Raw genomic sequence first — 24,033 nt, forward strand, 5'->3', positions numbered from 1 at the left:
TATAGCATACATCCTCCTTGGAACACAATGATATAAGAACTATCATCACAACTCGATTTATTCTAGTGGTTCTTCAAGTTCAATTTTCCATAGACAAAGTTCTTCATCTGTTGAAACAATATCTATTGATGGTTCTACTTTCTTTCCATCACGAGTATATATTCCATTCTCATCGTAGACGTAATCCTTAATTTTAAAGGCTTTTCCATTTCTAGATTCCTCTTTAACTTTTATGTCTACCCCAAAATCATTATCATTTATAATTAATATAGTCTTCTTATCATTTAATACAGCTAATCCTTCTGCCTTATAAAATTTCCATCCTAAATCTCTTATATCCATTATAAAATGTTTCTTTATAAAATTTACTTCTTTCATTTCATTTCTATTACAACAGTATTCAGGTGCTTTACCCTTTATCAAAAAGTCTGATATATCATCAGCCTTATCAATATCTATTAAGTAGAGTATATTTCTTTTACCCTTCTTACTCTTTCCCTGTTCAATAAGAAGTATCTTATTATCACTAATAGCATACATATCTCCTATTTTTCCATCTCTGCTTCTCTTATATTCTTTAATATCATGGGGGTATGCAAATTCCCTTGTTTCTCCTGACATTGGATTAACCTCTAAAATCCTTATAAATGTCCCTGTATCATATGTCTCTCCCTTGATATCTAATATGCTCTGCACTGCAGCATATATATTACCATTAGGAGTTACAGTTATTGCCTCAAACCCTCTATTGGGGTGTCTTTCTTTAAAAATATCAGGAATTCCATTACCTGGCGAAAATCGTCTTAGCTCATTTCCTTCATCATCATACTCAATTATGAAAGGTCCATATTCATCACATACCCATATATGCCCATTACTATCCATTGCTATTCCCTCTACGTCAAGACCATTATCATCATATTCTAATCTATTCATCTCTTCATCCAATGCAATCTCATTAGTGGTTCCCAACTCTCCCGGTTTTATTGGTATGCCCGAAGCATATTCACCATCAGCACCTCTTAGCTTTATTATTCTTTTACACTCAGCCACATCACCTTTCAACTCCATCTCTACAATATGTGGTATGAAATTGGGAATAGTAAAAACTTTTGAGCTCTTGTTTTCAATACAAGGGCCATCCATATTTGGACCTCTATCAGTCAATAAATATAGTATGACCTTATCATCCTGCTGTGATTTCACTGTCATACTTGATCCGAAACCTAATAACTTCTTTCCCTTATATTCTGTACAAAATTGATCATCTATTTTTATATTGTATTTAGTAATCTTATGAGTTTTATAGTTTTTCATTCTTATCACTACCTTCGTTAGTCTCAAATATATAAAAATAGTATTTCCTTATTATCAAAAAAATAAGGGGACAATTCTCAAGTTTTTGCTCTTTAATTAAAGCAAAAACTTGAAAACTACCCCTCTTTTTTATACTATACCATAAACCTTAACATCTAGTATTCTCTTTACTATTGAGTATCCTAGAATATTAACAAAGCCTACAGTTATCATACTTGCTAATGCAGCGCCTGTAATACCCATCTTCGGTATTAATACAAAATTCAAAACTGTATTCAATATTGCAGCTACTATTTTCCCAAACATGTTGGTTTTTGATCTTCCAGTCATACATATAATGTACCACACACTACCTACAGAAGCATTTATAACTTGTCCAATCCCCCTATAAATCAATACATACTCTGCTTGAAGATACTCAGCTCCACACAATAATAATATCTGTTTCCTAAATATAATCATAACTATTATTACTATTCCTGATATTAATGCCAATGTACGTGCTGACTTTTTATACATTTCCCTTAATTTAGGCATATCCCCATCATGATAAAGCTTAGCCACTATGGGTGGAAATATCGTGTTCAATACCAATAAGAATATAGATGGAAATGTAGCTATCTTTGCCACAAGATTGTATATCTGTACATCCTCTGAGCCAATCATATTTCTTATCATAACAATATCAATCTGACTCATAAGTACCGACATCATACTTCCTATAATCAGTGGTAACGAATAGCTTATTACTCTTTTAGAAACTATCAATTTACCAAACTCATCTCTCTGTTTGATAAAATAAATAACTAGAGATATACCTACTGATATATATGTTGCTATAACAATATTTAAATAATTCGCTCCCCATAACAGGTAGAATACCCATATCAAAATACTCTTAAGAACCAACCCAACCATTATATTAATTCTGAAGTATTCTTTTATACTGTGCTTTGCCCTAAATATTGAGAAAAAGATCTGCTCTGCAGACATAAACCATATAAGCGGAAGCATCACTCTCACAGAGGTATCCTCAAACATGAAAAACATACCTAAAATAATAACTAAGCTTGCAAAGAAGTTCATAACAAATGAAAATGTTATATACTTATTTCCTTCCTTAGGTATGAAATAAAGAAGACCAGTACCTAATCCTAATGTAGCTACAAACATGGTCATATTCACTATGGAAAGACCATATGTATATTCTCCTGAAGCATAAAAACCATAGAGTTTTTCCGCCAGTATAGGAAATAAAATGTTTATTACATATACTAATATATTTCCAACAGATGACTCCGTTAATCTTTTCATAAAGTTTTTATCAGCCATACTTTATCCCCTTCTTCATATCAAATAGACATTCTGTACATAAACATCATAATTGCCTAATTGATATGACTATATCCCAAACCTCTACTATATATTTATTTAGCAGTATACCTTTTCTCTAATATACTCCAAACATCTGGTTTGTTCTTTTTTATATTAATTATTTTAAATTCATCACTTACAAAAGCATGTTTTGTACTTCCCTTTGCAATAACTTTTTTATCACTATCTCTAACTACATTATACCCAAACACAGCCTTTGCACCATTCATCTCTTCTATCCATGTTTGAATCGTTAATTCATCCTCATATTTTGCACCCTCAATATATTTACAGTTACTCTCAAGAACTGGAAGCATCACACCATGTTTCTCCATCTCACTGTATGGCATTCCTGCATCTACTATGAACTCTGTTCTCCCTACCTCAAACCATGCATAATAATTTGAGTGATGTACTATCCCCATCTGATCTGTTTCCACATACCTTACTTTGATTTTAGTTTCATTAACGTACATGATCCTCATCTCCTCTAAACTTATAATTATAAGCGAACTATTTTAAGCCCCTTCTCAAGTAATCATTTACAGTAAATCTTTTTTCTACTCTATTATATCATCATGTAAAAAAAAGTAGATAATATCTACTTGAACTTATTCAAAAGTTCACAAAATATTGTTACCATTCCGTTTTCCATCTTTAGAGTTTCAGGCGTTGAAAAAGCCCAAGGTCAAGGTACAAGATGAGCAAGCAGCGCAGTGTACAAATAGTACTCGAGCAGCACAGCGAGTCTTAGTGACGATGAGATTGAGCTTTTTCAACAGCCTGAAGTGGCTTATAGCCACTTATTCATAAACATTTTACTTATAATGTTTTTCAATGCAACCACGACTACCAACATAGCCATTATCCATATTAACATAATTAAATTGCTATTCAACCAACTCAATGGACTTATTATTTGAATGAACTTGTTATTAACCATTACTGAAATAGCATATGATATTATTACCCAAGCAATAATCATACCCCCAATAGCTGTATATGATGATATTCTTCTTGTTTTTGATGTTACAATTCCAATTAACCATTGCATGATTATAATATATAAACTCATAGAAATCATAGTTTGGTTACTAATATACATACTCTTTTGAGATACTATCAAATAGAAACAGGTTATTACACTTATCAATAGGACATTTAATGCTCTATTTATTATATAATATTTTCGTCCATCATCATGGAAGGTAACAATTCTTTGATATATATCATTCTCTCTGTCTTTAATCTCGTTCATATTAATAATAAATAAAATTACCAAAACTGCTAATCCCCATATAATCAAATATATAGTTCCTTTAAAATCTCTTTCTTCGTCTATTTCCAATTTGGGTGAGGTTTCTATGTTATCTTTATCACTAAGAAATATCTCTTCAACCCTTACTAAATTACTTATATTTTCATCATTTAATTGTGACCAGTCAATATCTATACCATTCTTTTCATTTAAAATATCAAGCTTAAATCTCATCCATCTCTTCAAAACAGAAGAACTCACCACTTCTAAAACAAGTTGGGTTTTATCGGGATTATAACCATGATATACAGTTATAAGTTTGGATAATTCACCTGCTTTAATCATTTCTTCATATCCTTTATTAATAACTAAAGCAAAATCTATCTTACCATGTGACATCATCTTAATGCTCATGTTCTCATCCTCATATTCCTGAACCTTCACACCTTCCTCTATATCACTTATTAGTCTCTTTGATAGATTTGTTCCATCCATATCAGTTATCCCAATGGTTATATTTCTATTATTTATTTCCCTATCATTATGAACTTTTATAATATAGTTTGTACTCATATGACATACGAGTAACATGATAAATATGATTAATACCTTACTAAGTGCATTTTTCATTAATATCCTATTCATGTTTTCATATCCAATCTAAGAAATATTTGAGGAATAAACTCACGTGTTTACTCCTCACATATACTTAGACATATTCAAATAAATAACTAGTCAGTATGCTAGTCTATTTTGAGAACCACTTCATTCTTGGAACCCACTGATAGAACCACTATCAGCCCAACACGACCCATTCTCGCAAAATATCCGTCGCATCTTTTACTTGTATTTATTTTCATACGCCTTAATCTTATTTAATAAACACCAATAATATTTTGAACAAATATCTCAAATAATTGATCAACACTTTCAACACCATAGAAATATTTGTCTAAAATCTCGTTCTCTTCAATATACTTTATTAATTCATCATTTGAAGTAACATTAGTAGAGAAGTTATTTAATATTTCTTCCAGTATTGCATATACCTCTTCACTATCTTGTAAATCCATTATATTTACTGCCTCTTCTTTGTCATATTTTTTCATCTTAACTTTTACTGTGTTATCTACAGAAGCTTTAATTGTTGCTCCTGGTACAGTAATTTCATACTCAGCTGTTTTGATATTATTAAACATATCAATATCGTAATCCGCTTCTATAGTAACCATTGCGCCCATTAAAGCTAATTGTGGTCTTACAACGTCTAGTTCTTGTTTAAATATAATCATTCCTTCATTTAAAATATCAATGAATGTCTCTTCATCCTTGAAATACTCCTCCAGTGTCATTTCAATCTCTTCTTTTGCCATTTGATCAACAACTTCATCATCTTCTTTTATTTTTTCTAAAAGTGTTTTCACTTCAACATAAATTGCTTTCTTTAGTTCTTCATCTTCTTCTGCAACTTTTATTAGTTCATCTATTATTGTTACAGCTGTACTTAAGTTAAATTTTATATTTATTTTTCCATCTACCTTTTTAATATTCTCTCCTAATACTTCTTCAATTGCTTTCTCGTATTTTTTCCAGTCAACACTTTCTAATTTAAAATTCTTAATGTACTCTCTGTTTGCTAGTATATTAGTATTAACACTTTGACTAGCACCGCTTTGTCTTTGAATCTCTTCTCCATCAATATAAAAATATTTTTCATATAAATCTACTAATTCTATAAAGACTTTTTGTCCATCTATAGCTACAACACTTTTTAATATTGACTCATCATTCAATAAAATATTTCCCTGAAAGCTACCCTTTACTCCTGTTTTATTTTCTGCATATGCTAAAAATTCAATATCTAAATCATTTAAAAGATCCGCCATTGTATTTGTATTCATAACTTCAAAAGATATATTAACCTTCTGATGAGCCTCTTTTTTCTTACTATCCTTCTTCATACCCGCAAATAATTTTTCAGTTGGTGTTGCATTGAATATTAAGAACTTAGCACCAATCATTAAAACTAATAAGGCTGCTACAGCTATCCCTATATACTTTAAAGGACTCTTTCCTTTCTTAGTTTGTTCTTGTTCATTTTTTTCTTGTGTCACTACTGATTCCCCCTGTAATTCTGCCTTCTCATCTAGTTCCTTACCACAGCTTGCACATACTTTCGAAATATCTTCATTTTCAAAATCACAATACCTACACTTTTTCATTCCATCTACCCCTCATATAATTTTTACTATCTTTTATTATAAAAATCAGAGCATATATAAATATCATATATATACATGATTTAATAATCCCTATAAATTGTACTTGGTTTTCTCCAGTGATTCCATCTAAAATCAAATATATTCCTTGTTTCATAGGATTAATATCCACTTTTGAGATTGCCTGTACATAATTTGCGCCCCACCCATAAGTTATAGGCAAAACTCCACTCATAACTAGCAGCACTATACCACTAATCACAAATACCGGTAAAATCCATTGTCTCTTTTTTAATATATTCAATAATACCATCAAGAATAATCCTGTATATAAAGTTAAAACAGATACTGACAGTACTAACTTCAAAGCATCTCCAATACAAAAATACCTACTTACCAAATATAATGGTAATCCATATAGTAACAGTTGTATTATTATAGTAATACTAATCTTACTTATTACATATTCACTATTTGTATAATTATTGATTTCCAATCTCTGTTTAATATAAACCTGGTCATCTACAATTATAGTTGTAAATATAAAGTATACATTTATGAATATAAATAGAACTAAAAATATAGAAATATAATATTCAAAAATAATCCTCTTATTTCCCATATTAAACATCCTGCTTCTACCTATAGAATTCAAAATTATAGATTTAGCAACTCTTATCGTAGCTTTATTTCTCTCTTCTTTATTGAATCCTTCGGCTTTCATTTCGTCCCATATAATATTAATACCACTTTGAGCATACCCAACAACTTGAATACTTTTTTTAGATAAACTTCTTATGAGCATAGTTTTAATATCATTCTTATCTTCACTCATAATTAATTGTATAGATGTCTCTTTCCCATAAAGAAGATTACTAGCAAACCCTTCTGGTATAACAAATATTGCTGAAACCGTTCCATTCTTCAACTTGTTTTCTGCCTGTGTATATTCACAGTGATATAACTTGATATTATCTTTTATAGATTTGGAACTCTCAATCTGCCCCAATATCATCTTTGTATCTGGGTCATCACCATCCTCATTCACTAATGCCATGGATATTACTCCTAGCTCATTTTTATTTGCTTTATCCAACACAAATACTGACATACTAGCAAATAGTATAGGCATAAGAACCATGATTATCACTAATACTTTCTTTGAAAAATATCTTTTAAAATCTATTCTGATCAATCTTAAGACATTCATTAGAATCCACCTATTTCACATAGCATATCACCAAATAGTTTTTCTTCTTTCATGCACCATTCTTCTATTTCTTTTTTATTACCATAATAAACTATGCTACCCTCTTTCAATATGATAATCTTATTACATATTTTTTCAATTCCCCACATTTCATGTGTAGATAAAAGTATCTGTTTACCTTCCATAGCCATCTCTTCAAGTAATGAATATACATTTTTCTTTATACCTAGTTCAATTCCCACCATAGGTTCGTCCATTATTATGATTTTAGGGTTTTTCATCAACCCAACTGCAATATTAACTCTTCTCTTAGTTCCACCTGAGAGAGCTTTCACCTTCCTCTTCATCCATTCTTCTAGATTTAATATACTAATGAGCTTTTCATTGTAATCCTTATTCTTCTTATCTCCCCAAAATTCTAGATTATCCTTAACAGTAAGTTCTTCAAACAATGCAATCTTTTGAGGAACATACCCTACCTTATATCTATAAGCTCTAATATCTTTATAAATATCTTTACCATCAATACAGATATTCCCTTTATCCTGTTTTGAAGCTGATGCTGCTAGTGATAATAAAGTAGATTTACCAGCACCATTTCCTCCAATCACCCCAACAATATCTCCATCACTTATTTCTATATTAATATTATTTAAAATTGTCTTTTTTCCATATCTTTTACCTACTCCAATGAACTCCAGTACTACCCCTCCCATTCTACTAATACTTCTTATTAATATTTATATCATATTATTTATTCAATAACTTATTATATTATTAATTTCATAATATAATAATAAGGTGTATATTAAAATTATAAGAACTTAAGTAATATTTTACCATACTATTAGGTAACTAAATCATTAATATCTATTGTTTTACAACTGTTTTACAATTACTTTACATATAAAAGGAATCAGATTTCACCATCTGATTCTCATTATAAGTTTAGGGGGACAGTTCTCATTGTTTCCGGAAAAACAACTAACTTTTTCCGAAATTCTTGAGAACTGTCCCCTATTATTTTTATATTTTTATTCTTTATTAAATTTACTTTCCATGTATTTAACTAATGGCGCTATCTGCACTAAAGTAGGAGCACCCTTCATCCAAACTTGTTGTTTAAGCACTTCTATTATTTCTTCTCTTGTTGCACCAAACTTTATTGCCTTATTCATCTCTAGTTTTGCTCTTGTTTCATTATTATCAAAAATTGCTGTAGCCAATGCTATAAAGTATCTATATTTTAGAGGAATAACTCCTTCTCCCCATATTTGATGATGATACTCAGATATGGTCTTTTGAAATTCATCTCCAAGTGTTTCTGAAACCATCACTCCTGGTGGTACAAATCCTATCTCTTCTTTAAATTCCTGCTTCATTTTACTTTTATCCATATCTATTCCCTCCTGTATTATATCTATATTTATAATTGTCTTCTGTTCAAGTTATTATTATTGTTTTTGTTTTCTTGATATTATAATACATGAACTTAGGGAATACTTCCGTAACATGAGGTACATTATTTATAAAAGTATTATTATTTTAATTAGTATATACTCTTGTTACTGATTTTTGTATAAATTAACTTTTCAATTTCATGCAGCACTATACTTAAACCCCTTCTAATATCATCAGTTGAAATGGCTGAAATACATAATCTCAAATTGCTATCACTCTCTTTATTTTCAATAGAAAATCCTTCTGATGAAGAAATAATTACTTCTTGCTTGTTTAATCGCCTCCGCAAAATATCAATATTTATTTTCTTCTTCATTGTTATCCATATAAAGAATCCTGTTTCTGGGATGTATATTTCAACATCATCATTACTGTATCCCTTCAAGTATTCCCTAACAAAATCCATCTTCTTCTTATATTCCTTTTTTGCTTTCATTATATGATTATTATACATTCCAGTTCTTATATATATATCCAATGCACCTTGTGCTAAAACTGATGTATTTAAATCAAATAATCTCTTATATTTTAAAAACTCTTCTCTTAAATCATCATTGAGTATTACTGCACCAATACGTATTCCTGGCATAAATGATTTTGCATAACTTTTAACATATATCACTCTATCATTAATATCATAGTAATGGATAGGCAATCTTCCACTCTTAATTTCTATATCTGCCAGATAGTCATCTTCCACAATATAAACATCATACTTATTTGCTAACTCAACTATCTTTTTCTTTGTGAACTCATCATAACTTGTTCCTAATGGATTATGAAATCTAGGTATGGTATAAAAAAATTTAATTTCTTCTTTTTTAAATATCTCTTCCAATTCACTTAAATTAATACCATTCCTATCTCTTTTAATTCCTATCATATGTATGTTATTAACGTCTGCTAAATCATGCATCAATTTATATGTTGGTTGTTCTACAAGAATAGCTTTCTTATTATTAGGAAATCTCATTCTTGTCAATATATTTAATCCCTGTTGTGAACCAGTAGTAATAAATATTTCATCCTTACTTGTGAATATCTGATGTTGTGCGAAATGCTCCACAAGCACTTCTCTTAAAGATAAAATCCCTTGTTTATCTCCATAAGTGAACAAACTACTCTTATATATCTCGACAGCTCTATTTATACTATGATTGAATTCTCTATAAGGTAGTAGCTTCTCATCCGGTAATACTGCTGAAAAATTTATAACCTTAGTATGTACTTTATCATTCTCTGGTTTATCCACAAGGTAATATCCACTTTTAGGTATTGAATAGATTTTATGTTCACCTTCAAGCTCTTTAAATGCTCTAAGGACAGTTGACTTGCTACATTTGAATTTATCTGCAAGTTCTCTTACTGTGGGTAGCTTTCCCCCTTGAACTATTTTCTCTTCATAAATCAATTTATTTATATACTCCATTATAATCTCATATTTATTACCCATATAACCACCTCAGTTTAATTTTGTACTAGTACAAAATACCATTTCTTTAATTGTACCATGTCCGTTTTGGAAATATAATGAAATAAAGAAAGATTCATTAAAGTTTTCAAAAGGAGTTGATTAAATTGAATAGAAATAGAGCACTATTATATCTCGTTTTAACATCTATACTTTGGAGTATGGGAGGGTTGTTCATTAAACTGATAGATTGTAATTCTTTCACTATTGCTGGAGCTAGAAGTGGAATTGCTTTCTTAGTAATTTCTTTATACACCAGAAAGAAATCTTTCAAACCTTCAAAGCCTTCAAAGATGCTTGTTATTGGAGTAATTTCATATGCACTATTAGTAATACTTTTCGTTACCTCAACCAAATTAACCACATCAGCAAATGCTATTATGCTCCAATTCACTGCTCCGATTTGGGTGGCTCTATTATCTCATTTCATATTGAATGTTAAAACATCTTTGAATGATTGGATAATAATTATTATTGTTTTTCTTGGAATACTTTTATTCTTTATGGGACAACTGAATTCAGGAAATTTATTGGGTAATTTACTAGCAGTATTAAGTGGAATTTGTATGGCTATGATGATTATTTCAATGAAATATATCAAAGTAGAACCCATTCAGATTACTCTATTTGGTAACCTACTTATATTTATATTATCTATCCCATTCCTATTTCAAACCCATTTTTCTCTTAGGGATTTACTTTATTTGATAATACTAGGTGTATTTCAATTGGGAATATCCTATATCCTTTATACATCTGCTATCAAACATGTATCTGCTTTAGAAGGCATATTGATTCCAATCTTAGAACCAATATTGAATCCTATCTGGGTTTTAATTTTTGCAGGTGAAAGACCTGGTGTATATAGTCTCTTAGGAGGTATCATTGTTCTAACAGCTATAACTTTTAGAACAATTCATTTATCAAGAGTATCTATTAGTGAATCAATGTGATGTTAGAACCTGAACTTTTTGAATATAACTCAGGCCTTCAATACTTTTATATTGAAGGCCCATATACTAGCTTAAATTTATTTATTCTTTTATATTAACTATCTAAGCATTCCCTGCTCAAAAATCTCATAATCACATCTATAGATAGTCATTCTCTTACCATCAATCAGTATCTTTGTGGATTGTGGCAAAGAACTCTCTTCAACTAAAACTTTATTACCTTCATATACTCCCACAATAACACCTGATTGGTTTTTTATAACTAAAACACGCTTTAATCCCGTCATCTTTGACTTAAAATTATTAATTTTTCTATCTAGCGACATTAATATGCCTGTCCCATTTTTTCCTGAATCAATATTAGTCTCTAGGTCGTATTCGTCTACTAAATTTTTAACTCCTTTTTCTGCTGCTATCATAGAAGATCCTACATGTTGCCATGTGTAACCATCAATAGTAATAAGAATAACATTGTCCACCTCTGAAGACTCCATATCCGTACTATTTCCACTTACAGCCATTGTGGTATTCCCGAAATCGTCATAAACATAGAAATCTCTTGAAAGCCCTAATGTCTCCGCAGTAAAATCTTTAACTGTGCTCCTCAACTTAGTACATCCCGTAAAAGCTATTAAAAAAATCATCATTATCATCATGAATATAGATAATTTCTTTTTCATATTTAACCCACTCTCCCCTATTACTTCTGTTTAGATTTAAATATATCATTTTTCTCTATCTTGAGCAAATCCCATTCTACACATTGAATAACCAAGAGATGACTCTTTAATCTCATCAAATAAATACCATAGACTCGGAACTAATCTAACCTCAATATTTCTTTTGAATAGTTCTTGAAACAAATCATCAATTTCAGTAACTTTCACTGGAATTTGTGTTTTATATGAGATATAGTATCCTGCATTCTCATCCTGGAGTTCAAAATTCTCTGTGTCAAATTCGTATATATATAACTTTGTATCAATAATCTCCTTAAACCATTTTTGTTCAATTGCCATTACTGCATTCAAATCTCTTTTTCCCATATACTTTTCTACATCTTCCGAAGTTGAATCACTTCTTTTATGATACACAACTCTTGGACAATTTCTTGGAGTTAAAAAATTCATGATTCTTTCCTCAGATATAGCCCATACCATCCCCTTACTCTGGTCTATATCTTTTCTATAAGGTGTTCTAGGTTCGAATACCTTAATATCTTTTTCTTCACTTACATGAAATAATCTCATGTTAACCCCTCCCTATATATGTACTATAAAAACGATAGATTCCATTTTATCACATATATCCTTAATTGTTCAAATATAATTTCCCAACTATTACTTACAAGCCACTTATGAATACTATATAATTGTAATTATATTTATAAATTCATTCAATTTTTTGAGAACTGTCCCTAAAGTGATAATTACATGTTAAAACATAGAAAGGAGTATCATATGAACGATTATATTATCAAAACTGATAGATTAGGTTTAAGAAAATGGGAAACCGAAGACTTAGTTCCATTCGCTGAAATGAATAGTAATCCAAAAATTATGGAGTTCTTTCCAAATACATTAAATAAAGAAGAAAGTGATGCCTTTGCAAATAGAATAATAAGTCACTTCAATACCAATGAATTCGGACTATACGCAGTTGATGAACTTTCTAGTGGAGAATTCATAGGATTTATTGGCTTAAGTATTCCTACCTTTGAATCAAATTTTACTCCATGTGTAGAAATTGGTTGGAGAATAGCTCATAAACACTGGGGAAAAGGATATGCCCCTGAGGGAGCTAATGCCTGCATTAAATATGCCTTTGAAACCTTAAACATACCAGAGATTGTATCATTTACTGCTACCATTAATCATAAATCTATAAGGGTTATGGAGAAAGTAGGTATGCACTACTATGGAACTTTCAACCATCCTAAAGTAGATATTAACTCAGTCTTATGTGAACATGTGCTCTATAAGATAGAAAAGTAACCCCTTGCTTGTAGAACTTATAAACACAAACTACAATTATAAAAATAAAACTGTGGATAACCCTTTGGATATCCACAGTAAGTGTCTAACATATAATTAAATTGTGGATTCTTAGACTCAAACCTAAAAATCATGTTTACTTGCTTTATTCTATCTCTAAATACTGTGTTTCTAACTTTTAATAATATTAATTTTTATAAAATGCTTGTTTGAAATACTCAAAATCAAAATCTGTTACAAATATATATGGAGGTATAGTACCTCTTCTCTGTGATACTCTTTGTTTGTAAGTGTTGCAAGTTATATATTTACCACCAAATATTTGAATCCAACCAGTATTTTCTATGTTGTTCCCATTAAAAAATATTTCATAAATTTCATTACCATTATAAACATTGCGAGGGATTGATTTTCTAACGCTATGTTTTGAGAAATATTCTATAAGTTCTTTGATTTTCACCTTATCAGTTATAAGTGTAACCTTATCCCCACCACTAACAGTCATTTTTCTAATTTCTATACTTTGTACATTAATTATAAGTTCATTCTTATCTATTAGGTTTCCCAAATTTCTTGGGTAGAAAAAATTTATAATACATAGGATTGACACTACTACTATTGAAATTATGATAATTTTTTTCTTCATAAAACCCCCTTAAGATTCTTCTATTTATTTTCTTGAATTCTTACGATACTCATATTATCATCATATTCGATTTTTAACTCTTTAATCAATCCTTCATTAAGCTTAATTAATCCTTCACAATAGTCATTGTATTCCTTACTTATTATCTTCATATTTGGAATGAATACACTATAATATCCACTATTCTCATAGAATTTAGATAATGCTTTCTTATACTCATCCATTTTATCGAAAGTCTCTTTAAGTTCTGGCTTATTACGCATATTCATATACTCTTCTATATTTTTCTTTATATCTCCAGTAGCATTATGCTCGCCCTTTATTGCTGATTTCATAGTCTGTTGAGTTTTTTCATCTACTTTAGAAATAACATTAAAATCATTCGCATCTTTAAAAGCTTCTAAAAACTCCATTGGGATATTAAACTCCTCAATATTATCTAAAAAATCTATTATCTCCAACCATGCGATTTCCTTTTCTTTGGTGTCTATTGGCTCATTTAAATATCTTCCAAAATGAACAACCATAAAATCTCCTAACATCTTAGGAAATACTCTCAATAAGTTGTTCTTTATATACTCTCCACTTTTTTTCTCTTCATCATCAATATTATTATTTATTTCGTTTATTGAGAAATCAAGTTTTCTTAACATAGCTATTTCCTTTAATCTTAAAATATGCTTTTCATCATATTCTCTATATCCATTATCACTTCTGTCAGCTTTAATCAATTCCCGCTCTTCATAATAATCAATAGCTTTCTTTGTTAGTCCCGTCTTATTCTTCACCTCATTAATTCTCATATCATCACCCCTTGTATTAATTGTAAACCAGTTCCATAGGGGCTAGTCAAGAAATTAATTTATTTAGGGACAGTTCTCAACTTTTCATTACATATAAAATATAATTATGAAATTATATAGCTAATATACTGAAGTTACTATATAATATATTTGCTAAATATATTTGAATGATAGTCATAGTTTGGAGGTTTTTATGAACAGAAATCTTAACCCGAAATTGCTAGTTTTGATTGGAGTAGTTTTTGTATCTTTTGGATCAATCTTAACAAAACTTTCTACTGCTCCTTCACTAATAATTGCATTTTATAGAATTGGTTTTACAAGTTTAATTTTAACACCATGGATACTATTTAAGAATAAAAAAGAATTGAAATCTATCTCTAAAAGAACTTTGCTAATATGTTTGTTGAGTGGAATTTTTTTAGCATTTCATTTTGCTCTTTGGCTTGAATCATTAAAATATACGTCCGTAACAAGCTCTACTGTATTGGTGAGTACTCACCCGATTTTTATTGTTTTAGGAAGTATTTTTATATTAAAAGAGAAAGTAAGCAAAAAGGAAGTTATAAGTATAATGATTGCTTTAGTAGGAAGTATGATTATATCTTTTGGTGATTCTTCATTAGGAAACAATATAATATATGGAGACTTTCTAGCAGTAGCGGGTGGTCTTTGTATGGCTGGTTATATGATGATAGGAAGAATTGCGCGTAAAGAATTATCAGTCAACGCTTATACCTTCATAGTGTATGTAAGTTGTACTATTACTTTATTAATTTTGAGTTTATGTACAAGCACTCGATTATATCCTTATCCTAAAACTGATTGGCTCATATTCCTAGCCCTTGCGATAGTCTGCACTCTTTTAGGACATAGTGTTTTCAATTGGGCTTTAGCCTATGTAAATCCAACATTTGTATCTACTTCTATTCTAGGTGAACCTGTTTTTGCAACTATTTGGGCAATACTGATATTCAGTGAAATACCTACCTTTCCACAGGTATTCGGTGGAATTGTAATTCTTTTAGGAATATACTTATTCAATAAAAGCCAAAAGATTGATAAACCAGAACCTTTAGAAGTATAAATTAAGGGGACAATTCTCAAGTATTTACTATACTAATACTTGAGAACTGTCCCCTTAATTTCTCTTTATACCTGTCCCCTTTTTTTTGCTACAACATATATAGAATCGCCAGCTTCCAGCTCATCATACTTATTCATTTCTATTATCTCGAAATCTCTACTAAATAACTCTCTAAGAGTATCTTGATAATTATGGGGAATTATTATTCCCCATAATTATCAGAACAATTGAAGTGATTCAGTTCATAATATATGGGATGTATATTATCAGAACTTTTTATAGTATTTTTATACTTATTATTAGGATAAACCTTTATTACATTAGATTCTTTTTTATTATATATTAAAGGTTCTGACGTAAAAGATATTTTACTTGTATGTTTAAAAGGAATAGTAACTTTAATATATTTTTTACTTAGCGAATTATCATTTAAACTTGTGAATGTTATATCTTTAATAATAAATCCTTTTATGAATAATTTGTTTTGAACTTCCATGTCCTTTTTTTCATAATAGAGTAGAGACATACCAGTTATATCAATATTACTTTTTATAGAAAGTATTTCTTTTATATTCTCTTCTATTTTAATATCACTATCCTTTATTATCTCTATATCACTTTTGGCAATTATAATAGGAACATGAGCAATTATTTTATTAGGTGTAAGCACATTGCTTTTCTGTAGTAGAGAAACATTTATATTTAGAACTGATATAAAATTTATTACCGACATTGGAGTGTTATTTTTATGGCATGATATAGTATTTTCCTCTAAATTTTCATTATTATCAGATTCTATGTGCGCTGAGTTGTCATTATTCATATTTATAGATGAAGAGGATTTTTTATGTGAATTATGATTGAAAGGATTTTTATCATTTTGTATTTTTGTATTGTCTGGAAAATTTGAAGTCAATAAATAACTTAATATATCTTTGAGTGAATTTATGTTAGGATTAATGGATTCTGGTGATTCATTTATTCTTCTATTTAGGTCCTCATCAGTTGAAGTATGTTCAGGTGAATTAGATGCTATAGGTATTAAAATATTTTTCTTTGGAGGTTTGAACATATCCTTATTATTTGCGTAGTAGAGTAGAATTAGTATAAGTATGACTAAATCATTATCAAGCCACCAAGGAAAATTATTTCTATTATACATAGAATTACTCCTTTTACATTAATTCAAAACTAGCTTAAAGTAAAACTTTAAGCTAGTTAATTCAAACTATTTTAGATATCTTCAGTTTTGTTCTCTTCTTCAGTTTCGTTTTCTTCTTCTGTTGCCTTTGGTAGCCATGATCCATGTGAATAAATTTTCACTTGTTGCTCTTGTAAAACTTTTAGTTTAATATTCAACGCAAGTTTTTCAACTAATTTATTAAAAGTACCAGGATAGTAGCTTAATCCAGCTTCTTCTGTAGCTTCTCTAACGCAGTAATGTTTTTCAAGATCTATTTCAGTAATGTCAATGTCTTCTAACTCTATATCAAAACCTTCAGTATATCCTATAGTCTCTTGAGAATTATATTGACAAAAATCACTACCGATGTATTCTGGAGTACATTTTCCGAAGCAATTGTATTGACAGTTTCTAAATATTTCTATTTGCTTGGTAGGCTCTCTATATTTTACAACAGGCTTTACGCCACAAATATAATCAATATCAGTCACACAGTGAAATTTAACATATGCTGTTGTATGCTTAATGTCACCAGCAACAACTTTACCACCCTCACAACAACAAGAGCCATCTGTTCTATTTGTACATTCTACTGTTGCGTACTCTATATTTTTTCTAATATAACCTTTTAGGAAAAGCTTACCACCTTCAAATCTTTGACAATATTTGTTATAGTTACTTGCAAAAGGAATAAGCTTAGCTTGGGTTAATATTACATCTTTTTTTATTCTCTTAATTTCAAGAGCTGGGTGTTCTAACTCAATACATGCTTCTGTATCAATTTGAATAAAGCATTCAGAAAGAACTACAGGTATTTTCACAACAATCTTTCCTCTGTGTATTACAGAAGGGTGTACAGAAGTATTTGGACATACACATAATGTTTTAGATTCTACTTTTGCATTAGTACAAGTAGTATTATCATTCATAGTTCATTATTCCTTTCTCTTTAGTTTATTTATGCAATGTTTCTTATCGCATATAGTATATATTATGAAGGATTGTTTTATTAAGTTACTAATTCCTGAAAAAAGTTAAAAACCTAAAAAGGAGATACTTGAACAAACCATGTACCTCCTTTCTACCTTATTATATTTTTATATCTCATATAACTTCTTAACATTATTAGTTGTGATTTTCTCTACCATATCAAGATCTATTCCTTTAAGATTAGCAATTTCTACTGCTACATATCTTACAAATAAAGGCTCGTTTCTTCTTCTACCAGCTGGACCTGGAGTCAAAGATGGTGAATCAGTTTCAACAAATAGATTTCTCAAAGGAATCGCTCTTGCTACCTCTTTCAACATAGTAGCGCTCTTATATGTTACAGGACCTGCTATTGATATATAAAATCCCATCTCAACATATTTTCTAGCTAGTTCAACATCACCTGAATAACAATGAATTACTCCTCTTAATCTCTCATCCATATGTTCACTAATAATATCAAAAGTATCTTGATTAGCTTTTCTATCATGAACAACTATTGGAAGTCCTAATTCCTTAGCTAACTCAATTTGCCGTTTAAACCATTTCTTCTGAATTTCTATTGGTACATCCATATGGTGATAATCTAATCCAATTTCTCCTATTGCTATAACATTCTTATCCTTTGATAATTCTCTTAATTCATCAATACTCTTTTCATCCATCTCATCAGTACAACAGGGATGAACCCCAACAGTCGCATATATATTCTCATACTTTCTTGCTAGTTTCATTGCTTCCCTAGAACTTTTCATACTTGAACCTGATGTTATAACAGATTCAATACCTTCCCTTCTTAAATCTTTTATAAGCCTATCTCTATCCCTCTTGAAATTTTCTAAATGCAAATGTGCATGACTATCAATCAACATATATATTTCCTCCTGTATTTCAATCTTTTTTCTATATATACATTATAAATAACAAACACTGACACCTAGCTGTCAGTGTTTCTGATATAATATACTTATATAGAAATTATTGGAGGTTAAACTATTATGTCAGTAGATAGGTTATTTTCAATCATGTTGATTCTATCCAATAAAGGGAAGAAAACAGCAGCTCAACTAGCAGAAAGATTAGAAGTTTCCCCTAGAACAATATATAGAGATATACACAAACTATCTCTTTCTGGTATACCTATATATTCTGAAGATGGAAGATCTGGAGGATATTATTTAATGGAGGATTATAAGGTGGATAACCTCTATTTCAAAGAGGATGATATGAAACCTATACTTTCAATACTTAAAAATATACAGAATCTGTTTGGAGATAATGGTTATCTAAATGAAATCATAAATAAATATGAGAATGTCAATGAAAAAAATAATTTCACAATAAATATGACAAACGTTAGTATGATTGAAGAGATTAAAAATTATCTCCATACGACTAGTATGGCAATTGATAATAAAAAAGTTATTAAACTTCAGTATGTGAATAGACGGCAAGAAGTTGAAGAACGTATGGTTGAGCCAATATATATTTCCTACTCAAGTGGTGAGTGGTATATTAATGGTTTCTGCAGAAATAGAAATGATTATAGAAGCTTTAAATTGACACGTATAAAAAACCTAGTTTCCCTTGATTTCGCCTTTGACAGGGATATTGATATTGATACATTGAAAAATATCTATGATAGGGATTTCAAAAATATATCAATAAAAGTTGTGTTAAAATTTCACCCTAAGTTCGGGCCTCAATTAACTGAATATTTCGCAAAAGAAAATATCCAAAAATGTGCTGATGGATACTTTATTGCTCATGAGTTTTATCCTCACGATGAAGGACTAATAAAACATATACTTGGTTATGGGAAATGGTGTCAGGTTTTAGAACCAGAGTATTTGAAGCAAGAAATTAAAGATTACTTAAATGAGATGGTAAAAAACTACGAATAATTAAGGGGACAGTTCTGAATATTTTGCTCTTTAGAAGGGCAAAAACTTGAGAACTGTCCCCTGCTTTTATTTTTATTTATTGTTAAAAAATTCATTAATGTTATTCAATACGGCTTCTATTTCATTTATTAATAGAGGACTCATTCCTTTAAATTTCAACCTAAAATATAGACTTCTTAAAAAGTTCTTTATATTTTCATTAAAAGAATGGATGTATTTATATGCCTTTAAAGGATTAGGATCTTGATACTCTTTTGGAACTTCTAAGTCATTAAAACTCCTTATCCATTCTACAATATCCTCTTCTTCCATATCATCTCTTTTTATTAATTCAATACATGCAGTTGTTAATCTCTCTGCTTCTTCATTCTTGTAAACATAATAAACAATTGATACCTTGTCCTTTATCCCCTGTAAAATCTCTAATAGTTGCGTCTTATCAAGCTCAGTACTTCCAGCAAAACTCACAAGGGCATCACCTGTATGAGCTGCTGAATGTCCCCACCCCTTGTCCTGTACATATCCTCGTACATCTTTCTCTTTCTTTAAATATTCCATAACCTTATTGAAACAATCTAAAACCTCTTCTTTTGATAGTATTTCATGTTGGTCATTCTTCACTTTATCATTATGATATTTAATTATCCATCTTATTATAAGTGTAGTGAATGCCCTATTAAATACAGAATCATCTTCTATAGCTCCTAATTTATAAAATAAATGTTCTTCACTTAAAGCTAATTTTAGTAGATTTCTTATCTGTCCCTCTTCTAACATATCTTCCATGATTAATTTCCATAAGAAAGACAACGCTAATTCATCACGTAAAATCCAATCTGTAGATTTCAATGCCTCCATTAACTCTAAAGATAATTCATTTCTATTTATCTCCTCTGGAATAGTCCAATCATTTTCTTTCCATTCTAACAATCTACTTTTTAAATTATTATCACTCATAATTAATCCCCCTTTATTATTAAATTTTAATACCCCAATAATTAAATTATAAACCATGTCATCTGTATGCCAGTAATCTTTAATCTAAAGTAAGCACTGAATCATCCTCAAAAGTCCTAATCTTATGAAAAAGGTGAAAAGTTGAGAACTGTCCCTCTTAATTTCGCATCCTAATCAAGAATATACTTAGAAAACCATTCAAGATTTTGTTCCATAATTATTCTCGAAACCCCTGGTTTTTCCGCACAATGTCCTAACCCATTAATAATAACTAATTCACTTTCTACATTTCTATCTTGTAGTCCACGATATAGCTCAAATGCATTTGGCACTGGAACTCTATTATCATTTTCACCATGCTGAATTAAAGTCGGGGTGCACGCTGATTTGATATAAGTTATAGGTGATGCTTTAGAATATATATCTGGATTATCCCAAGGATTATTCCCTAGATATTGTATTATAAATGATGGCATATCAGTATTAGCGTAATTAGTTACCCAGTTACTTATTCCACCGCAGACAGAAATAGCTTTAAATCTATTGCTGTAAGTTGAACAAAATGCCGATATATAACCACCGTAACTCCAACCCATAACACCAACTTTATCCTTATTAACAAATCCTTTTTCTATCAGGTTATCAACCCCTGATATAACATCTTCATAATCACCAATTCCAAGGTTTTTGTAGTTTGATGTAAGAAATTCATTTCCATACCCAGAACTCCCTCTATAGTTTGGCTCTAGTACAATAAACCCTTTTTCTATAAACTGTTCAATTGGAAATAATTCATCCAGATTGTGTATAGGAAATGCAGCCCAGGCTGGACCACCATGTGTTGACACTAATAATGGATATTTCTTTTCAGGATTAAAATCAACTGGTTTTGACAGTATACCTTCAATCTCAAGTCCACCATTTGTTTTCCATGTGATTAACTCTTTACAACTTAATTTCTTACTCTCATATATCTTACTTTCATTAGTAATTTTAGTATCATTCACATAAGCTTCAAAGTAACTGTTTTTCCCTGCTTTTATATACGCTATGTTATCTCCTTTGGAAGATATTGATACGTCATGAAAAAAGCATATATCATCTTGATATAAAGTATTAATTGTACCTGCTTCAGAAATTAAACCAATAACAACATTACTCTTATCTTGCCAATATGCTAAAATACCACAGTTTGTCCACTTTGAAACCATAATACTTCTATCTAGCTCCTTTAATCTTAATAAAACCTCTTCCTTTTCAATATCATATATTTCTAAAAGTTGATTTTCTGTAACTTTCTTTCTGTATGCTTCCCTGCCTAAGGGAGTTTTAGAATACGCTATCTTATTACCACCTGGTGAAAAAGCAATGTTAGAATAAAAATACCCCTCAATATTTAACCTATTAATTTTTTTACTACTTATAGATAACAATGATACAGTTGTATCCATATAGTACTTCATTTCACTTGTAGGAGTACAAACAAGAGCCACCCTATTTCCATCAGGAGAAATATCAAATCCAATTACGTTAAAGTCCTCTGGATTAGTTAATTTTGTAGAATTATCTACTACTTCTTCTTTATTATCATCTTTTTTTAAGAAATCATCCAGTTGAATATCTTTATATAATACTCTGCTTAGTTCAATATAATATAAACAATTATTTTTGTAATCTTTATCTACATATTTAAAATCTTCATAGGTTTCTTTTCTTTTTTTTATTTCTTCTGACTCAGGTTCTAGTGCTGTATAGTAAATACCTTTTCCATCAGGTGACCATTTAAAGTTATTAATACCTTCAGCACTGTTTGTTATCTGAATACCATTAAACTCATCACTAGTTCTTAAAAATATTTGTTTTTTACAATTTTTCTTTTCTCCAACATTAGCAGTAAAGGCTAAATAGTCATTTTGTGGCGACCATTTAGGTGTCATACTCTCAGATTTATCAGTAGTAATAGGGTAATGTTTTTTTGTTTTGCTTTCGTAAATCCAAGTATGATATCTAAACTCATTATCTTTCCAATCAGTAGTTTTTTTTACATAAGCTGTATATTCACCATTTTCACTTATACTGATTGATTCTATAGTTGGTAGTGATATAACTTCCTCAATTGACATATATGACTCTTTATTCATAATATCCTCCCATGTTTCATTACTGAAAATCACTAGCTACTCTTTATTCTAAAATTTTAATTCTATAAGTCAAAATTAAATAAATATGCCTAATTAATTATACTGATTATATCGTTCATTGATTTTATTTAACACCTTTTCTATTTCATTTAATATCTCTGAATTAACTCCCTTGACTTTAAATCTAAAATATACACTTCTAAGGAAGTTCTTTACATTTTGTCTAAAATAAATATAGTTAGGATAATTCTTTGGCTGTTCAATATGATTAAAACTCCTTATCCATTCAATTATATCTTCATCTTTGATATCATCTCTATTGATTATTTTCATAATTGCAGTTGTTAATCTTTCATCTTCCTCATTATTATATGCATAATAACTAATAGAGACCTTTTCTTTAATTCCTTTTAAAATGTCTATCATATGCTCTTTATCTAGTTCAACACACTGAGCCAAACTAGCTAAAGCATCTCCAGTATGACATACCGAATCTGCCCACCCCTTTTCATTTACATATCCTCTTACATCTCTTTCTTTATTCAAGTATTCCAGAACCTTATTAAATGCTTGAACAATTTCTGTCTTTGACAATATTGCTTGCCCATCTTTTACTAACATATTATTATGATATTCAATCAATTCTGCAATAATAAGAACTGAAAAAGCTCTATTAAAAACAGAATCATCTTCTTTAGTACCTAGTTTATGAAATAAATGTTCTTGACTTAATGCAAGTTTCAGTAAGTTCCTTGCCTCACTTTGTGACAACTTTTTCTCACTGATGATTGTCCATAAAAAAGAATACGATAGCTTATCTCTTAAAACAGGATCTGTAGATTTTAGATTCTCCATTAACTCTAAAGATAATTGGTACTTATTAACTTCCTTTGGAATATTCCAATCATTCTCTTTCCATTCTATCAATTTACTTTTTAACTTATTATCACTCATAATTAATTCCCCTTTTTAATTCTAATAACCCAATAATTTAATTATAAGTTATAAACCATGTCATCAGTATGTCAGTGTTTTTCAAAAAAAACCGTATTAGGGATTTACTCC

Annotated in this window: 23 protein-coding genes; 4 read left to right on the forward strand and 19 right to left on the reverse strand. The window is 29.8% G+C overall.

Going from position 1 to position 24,033, the window contains the following annotated elements; genetic code table 11:
- Positions 1-57: 57 nt before the first annotated feature.
- From KDK92_RS20685 to KDK92_RS20725, 9 genes are all read right to left on the reverse strand, one after another.
- The gene (locus KDK92_RS20685; protein ID WP_250861314.1) at positions 58-1,317 is read right to left on the reverse strand and encodes an esterase-like activity of phytase family protein; all 1,260 of its coding nucleotides are present in this window, start codon (positions 1,315-1,317) and stop codon (positions 58-60) included.
- Between the two features lie 129 nt (positions 1,318-1,446).
- A complete protein-coding gene (locus tag KDK92_RS20690) occupies positions 1,447-2,649 on the reverse strand; it encodes a flippase (protein WP_250861315.1) in 1,203 nt (400 codons plus the stop codon).
- A gap of 95 nt (positions 2,650-2,744) precedes the next feature.
- A complete protein-coding gene (locus tag KDK92_RS20695) occupies positions 2,745-3,167 on the reverse strand; it encodes an acyl-CoA thioesterase (protein ID WP_250861316.1) in 423 nt (140 codons plus the stop codon).
- A gap of 317 nt (positions 3,168-3,484) precedes the next feature.
- Complete coding sequence (locus KDK92_RS20700) at positions 3,485-4,594, reverse strand: ABC transporter permease (protein WP_250861317.1); 1,110 nt, start codon at positions 4,592-4,594, stop codon at positions 3,485-3,487.
- Positions 4,595-4,824: 230 nt separating this feature from the next.
- Positions 4,825-6,171: a magnesium transporter CorA family protein gene (locus KDK92_RS20705; RefSeq protein ID WP_250861318.1), complete on the reverse strand. Its 1,347-nt coding sequence runs from the start codon at positions 6,169-6,171 to the stop codon at positions 4,825-4,827.
- Complete coding sequence (locus tag KDK92_RS20710) at positions 6,158-7,378, reverse strand: ABC transporter permease (protein ID WP_250861319.1); 1,221 nt, start codon at positions 7,376-7,378, stop codon at positions 6,158-6,160. The genes KDK92_RS20705 and KDK92_RS20710 overlap by 14 nt, the downstream gene beginning before the upstream one ends.
- Positions 7,378-8,094 carry an ABC transporter ATP-binding protein gene (locus KDK92_RS20715; RefSeq protein ID WP_250861320.1) on the reverse strand — a complete coding sequence of 239 codons (717 nt, stop codon included), beginning with the start codon at positions 8,092-8,094 and terminating at the stop codon, positions 7,378-7,380. The genes KDK92_RS20710 and KDK92_RS20715 overlap by 1 nt, the downstream gene beginning before the upstream one ends.
- Before the next feature lie 318 nt (positions 8,095-8,412).
- Positions 8,413-8,775 (reverse strand): carboxymuconolactone decarboxylase family protein, encoded by a 363-nt coding sequence (locus tag KDK92_RS20720; RefSeq protein WP_250861321.1) that lies wholly within the window; start codon positions 8,773-8,775, stop codon positions 8,413-8,415.
- A 152-nt stretch (positions 8,776-8,927) separates the two neighbouring features.
- Positions 8,928-10,292, reverse strand: coding sequence for an aminotransferase-like domain-containing protein (locus KDK92_RS20725; RefSeq protein WP_250861322.1), 1,365 nt, complete (start codon positions 10,290-10,292; stop codon positions 8,928-8,930).
- A gap of 125 nt (positions 10,293-10,417) precedes the next feature.
- Between KDK92_RS20725 and KDK92_RS20730 the strand changes: the two genes are divergently transcribed.
- A complete protein-coding gene (locus KDK92_RS20730; protein WP_250861323.1) occupies positions 10,418-11,263 on the forward strand; it encodes a DMT family transporter in 846 nt (281 codons plus the stop codon).
- Between the two features lie 98 nt (positions 11,264-11,361).
- Here the strand turns inward: KDK92_RS20730 and KDK92_RS20735 are convergent, their stop codons facing one another.
- Together KDK92_RS20735 and KDK92_RS20740 are read right to left on the reverse strand one after the other, a co-directional pair.
- Positions 11,362-11,943, reverse strand: a complete 582-nt coding sequence (locus KDK92_RS20735) for a DUF5052 family protein (RefSeq protein ID WP_250861324.1) — start codon at positions 11,941-11,943, stop codon at positions 11,362-11,364.
- A gap of 45 nt (positions 11,944-11,988) precedes the next feature.
- The gene (locus KDK92_RS20740; RefSeq protein ID WP_250861325.1) at positions 11,989-12,513 is read right to left on the reverse strand and encodes a DUF6886 family protein; all 525 of its coding nucleotides are present in this window, start codon (positions 12,511-12,513) and stop codon (positions 11,989-11,991) included.
- A 210-nt stretch (positions 12,514-12,723) separates the two neighbouring features.
- On the opposite strand from KDK92_RS20740, the gene KDK92_RS20745 reads away from it, so the two are divergent.
- Positions 12,724-13,257: a GNAT family N-acetyltransferase gene (locus KDK92_RS20745; protein ID WP_250861326.1), complete on the forward strand. Its 534-nt coding sequence runs from the start codon at positions 12,724-12,726 to the stop codon at positions 13,255-13,257.
- 187 nt (positions 13,258-13,444) lie between these two features.
- Here KDK92_RS20745 and KDK92_RS20750 read toward each other — a convergent pair whose 3' ends face one another.
- Positions 13,445-13,903, reverse strand: coding sequence for a hypothetical protein (locus KDK92_RS20750; RefSeq protein ID WP_250861327.1), 459 nt, complete (start codon positions 13,901-13,903; stop codon positions 13,445-13,447).
- Positions 13,904-13,923: 20 nt separating this feature from the next.
- On the reverse strand, positions 13,924-14,706 hold the full coding sequence (locus tag KDK92_RS20755; protein WP_250861328.1) for a MerR family transcriptional regulator: 783 nt from the start codon (positions 14,704-14,706) through the stop codon (positions 13,924-13,926).
- A gap of 193 nt (positions 14,707-14,899) precedes the next feature.
- Between KDK92_RS20755 and KDK92_RS20760 the strand changes: the two genes are divergently transcribed.
- Positions 14,900-15,793: a DMT family transporter gene (locus KDK92_RS20760; protein ID WP_250861329.1), complete on the forward strand. Its 894-nt coding sequence runs from the start codon at positions 14,900-14,902 to the stop codon at positions 15,791-15,793.
- A 202-nt stretch (positions 15,794-15,995) separates the two neighbouring features.
- Here the strand turns inward: KDK92_RS20760 and KDK92_RS20765 are convergent, their stop codons facing one another.
- The 3 genes from KDK92_RS20765 to KDK92_RS20775 all read right to left on the reverse strand — a co-directional run bounded on the left by KDK92_RS20765 (position 15,996) and on the right by KDK92_RS20775 (position 18,838).
- Positions 15,996-16,955, reverse strand: a complete 960-nt coding sequence (locus tag KDK92_RS20765) for a DUF7852 domain-containing protein (protein WP_250861330.1) — start codon at positions 16,953-16,955, stop codon at positions 15,996-15,998.
- Positions 16,956-17,026: 71 nt separating this feature from the next.
- The gene (locus tag KDK92_RS20770) at positions 17,027-17,905 is read right to left on the reverse strand and encodes a CsxC family protein (RefSeq protein WP_250861331.1); all 879 of its coding nucleotides are present in this window, start codon (positions 17,903-17,905) and stop codon (positions 17,027-17,029) included.
- Positions 17,906-18,073: 168 nt separating this feature from the next.
- Complete coding sequence (locus KDK92_RS20775; protein ID WP_250861332.1) at positions 18,074-18,838, reverse strand: TatD family hydrolase; 765 nt, start codon at positions 18,836-18,838, stop codon at positions 18,074-18,076.
- A gap of 126 nt (positions 18,839-18,964) precedes the next feature.
- On the opposite strand from KDK92_RS20775, the gene KDK92_RS20780 reads away from it, so the two are divergent.
- A complete protein-coding gene (locus KDK92_RS20780) occupies positions 18,965-19,870 on the forward strand; it encodes a helix-turn-helix transcriptional regulator (RefSeq protein ID WP_250861333.1) in 906 nt (301 codons plus the stop codon).
- 72 nt (positions 19,871-19,942) lie between these two features.
- Here KDK92_RS20780 and KDK92_RS20785 read toward each other — a convergent pair whose 3' ends face one another.
- The 3 genes from KDK92_RS20785 to KDK92_RS20795 form a co-directional block, all read right to left on the reverse strand.
- Positions 19,943-20,827, reverse strand: coding sequence for a DUF2785 domain-containing protein (locus KDK92_RS20785; RefSeq protein ID WP_250861334.1), 885 nt, complete (start codon positions 20,825-20,827; stop codon positions 19,943-19,945).
- 170 nt (positions 20,828-20,997) lie between these two features.
- The gene (locus KDK92_RS20790) at positions 20,998-22,968 is read right to left on the reverse strand and encodes a S9 family peptidase (RefSeq protein WP_250861335.1); all 1,971 of its coding nucleotides are present in this window, start codon (positions 22,966-22,968) and stop codon (positions 20,998-21,000) included.
- Positions 22,969-23,061: 93 nt separating this feature from the next.
- Entirely contained in the window at positions 23,062-23,922 is an 861-nt protein-coding gene (locus KDK92_RS20795; RefSeq protein WP_250861336.1) for a DUF2785 domain-containing protein, read from the reverse strand.
- Positions 23,923-24,033 lie beyond the last annotated feature (111 nt).

The sequence above is a fragment of the Oceanirhabdus seepicola genome (genome assembly GCF_023684385.1).
Classification (GTDB): Bacteria; Bacillota; Clostridia; order Clostridiales; family Clostridiaceae; genus Oceanirhabdus; species Oceanirhabdus seepicola.

Bases quoted from the DNA above. Each gene is read 5' to 3' on its own strand.
- KDK92_RS20750 (WP_250861327.1), bottom strand. From the start codon at position 13,903: ATGAAGAAAAAAATTATCATAATTTCAATAGTAGTAGTGTCAATCCTA.
- KDK92_RS20685 (WP_250861314.1), bottom strand. From the start codon at position 1,317: ATGAAAAACTATAAAACTCATAAGATTACTAAATACAATATAAAAATA.
- KDK92_RS20725 (WP_250861322.1), bottom strand. From the start codon at position 10,292: ATGGGTAATAAATATGAGATTATAATGGAGTATATAAATAAATTGATT.
- KDK92_RS20790 (WP_250861335.1), bottom strand. From the start codon at position 22,968: ATGAATAAAGAGTCATATATGTCAATTGAGGAAGTTATATCACTACCA.
- KDK92_RS20690 (WP_250861315.1), bottom strand. From the start codon at position 2,649: ATGGCTGATAAAAACTTTATGAAAAGATTAACGGAGTCATCTGTTGGA.
- KDK92_RS20710 (WP_250861319.1), bottom strand. From the start codon at position 7,378: ATGAATGTCTTAAGATTGATCAGAATAGATTTTAAAAGATATTTTTCA.
- KDK92_RS20720 (WP_250861321.1), bottom strand. From the start codon at position 8,775: ATGGATAAAAGTAAAATGAAGCAGGAATTTAAAGAAGAGATAGGATTT.
- KDK92_RS20755 (WP_250861328.1), bottom strand. From the start codon at position 14,706: ATGAGAATTAATGAGGTGAAGAATAAGACGGGACTAACAAAGAAAGCT.
- KDK92_RS20735 (WP_250861324.1), bottom strand. From the start codon at position 11,943: ATGAAAAAGAAATTATCTATATTCATGATGATAATGATGATTTTTTTA.
- KDK92_RS20745 (WP_250861326.1), top strand. From the start codon at position 12,724: ATGAACGATTATATTATCAAAACTGATAGATTAGGTTTAAGAAAATGG.
- KDK92_RS20795 (WP_250861336.1), bottom strand. From the start codon at position 23,922: ATGAGTGATAATAAGTTAAAAAGTAAATTGATAGAATGGAAAGAGAAT.
- KDK92_RS20705 (WP_250861318.1), bottom strand. From the start codon at position 6,171: ATGAAAAAGTGTAGGTATTGTGATTTTGAAAATGAAGATATTTCGAAA.
- KDK92_RS20775 (WP_250861332.1), bottom strand. From the start codon at position 18,838: ATGTTGATTGATAGTCATGCACATTTGCATTTAGAAAATTTCAAGAGG.
- KDK92_RS20765 (WP_250861330.1), bottom strand. From the start codon at position 16,955: ATGTATAATAGAAATAATTTTCCTTGGTGGCTTGATAATGATTTAGTC.
- KDK92_RS20695 (WP_250861316.1), bottom strand. From the start codon at position 3,167: ATGTACGTTAATGAAACTAAAATCAAAGTAAGGTATGTGGAAACAGAT.
- KDK92_RS20715 (WP_250861320.1), bottom strand. From the start codon at position 8,094: ATGGGAGGGGTAGTACTGGAGTTCATTGGAGTAGGTAAAAGATATGGA.
- KDK92_RS20740 (WP_250861325.1), bottom strand. From the start codon at position 12,513: ATGAGATTATTTCATGTAAGTGAAGAAAAAGATATTAAGGTATTCGAA.
- KDK92_RS20700 (WP_250861317.1), bottom strand. From the start codon at position 4,594: ATGAATAGGATATTAATGAAAAATGCACTTAGTAAGGTATTAATCATA.
- KDK92_RS20785 (WP_250861334.1), bottom strand. From the start codon at position 20,827: ATGAGTGATAATAATTTAAAAAGTAGATTGTTAGAATGGAAAGAAAAT.
- KDK92_RS20760 (WP_250861329.1), top strand. From the start codon at position 14,900: ATGAACAGAAATCTTAACCCGAAATTGCTAGTTTTGATTGGAGTAGTT.
- KDK92_RS20770 (WP_250861331.1), bottom strand. From the start codon at position 17,905: ATGAATGATAATACTACTTGTACTAATGCAAAAGTAGAATCTAAAACA.
- KDK92_RS20780 (WP_250861333.1), top strand. From the start codon at position 18,965: ATGTCAGTAGATAGGTTATTTTCAATCATGTTGATTCTATCCAATAAA.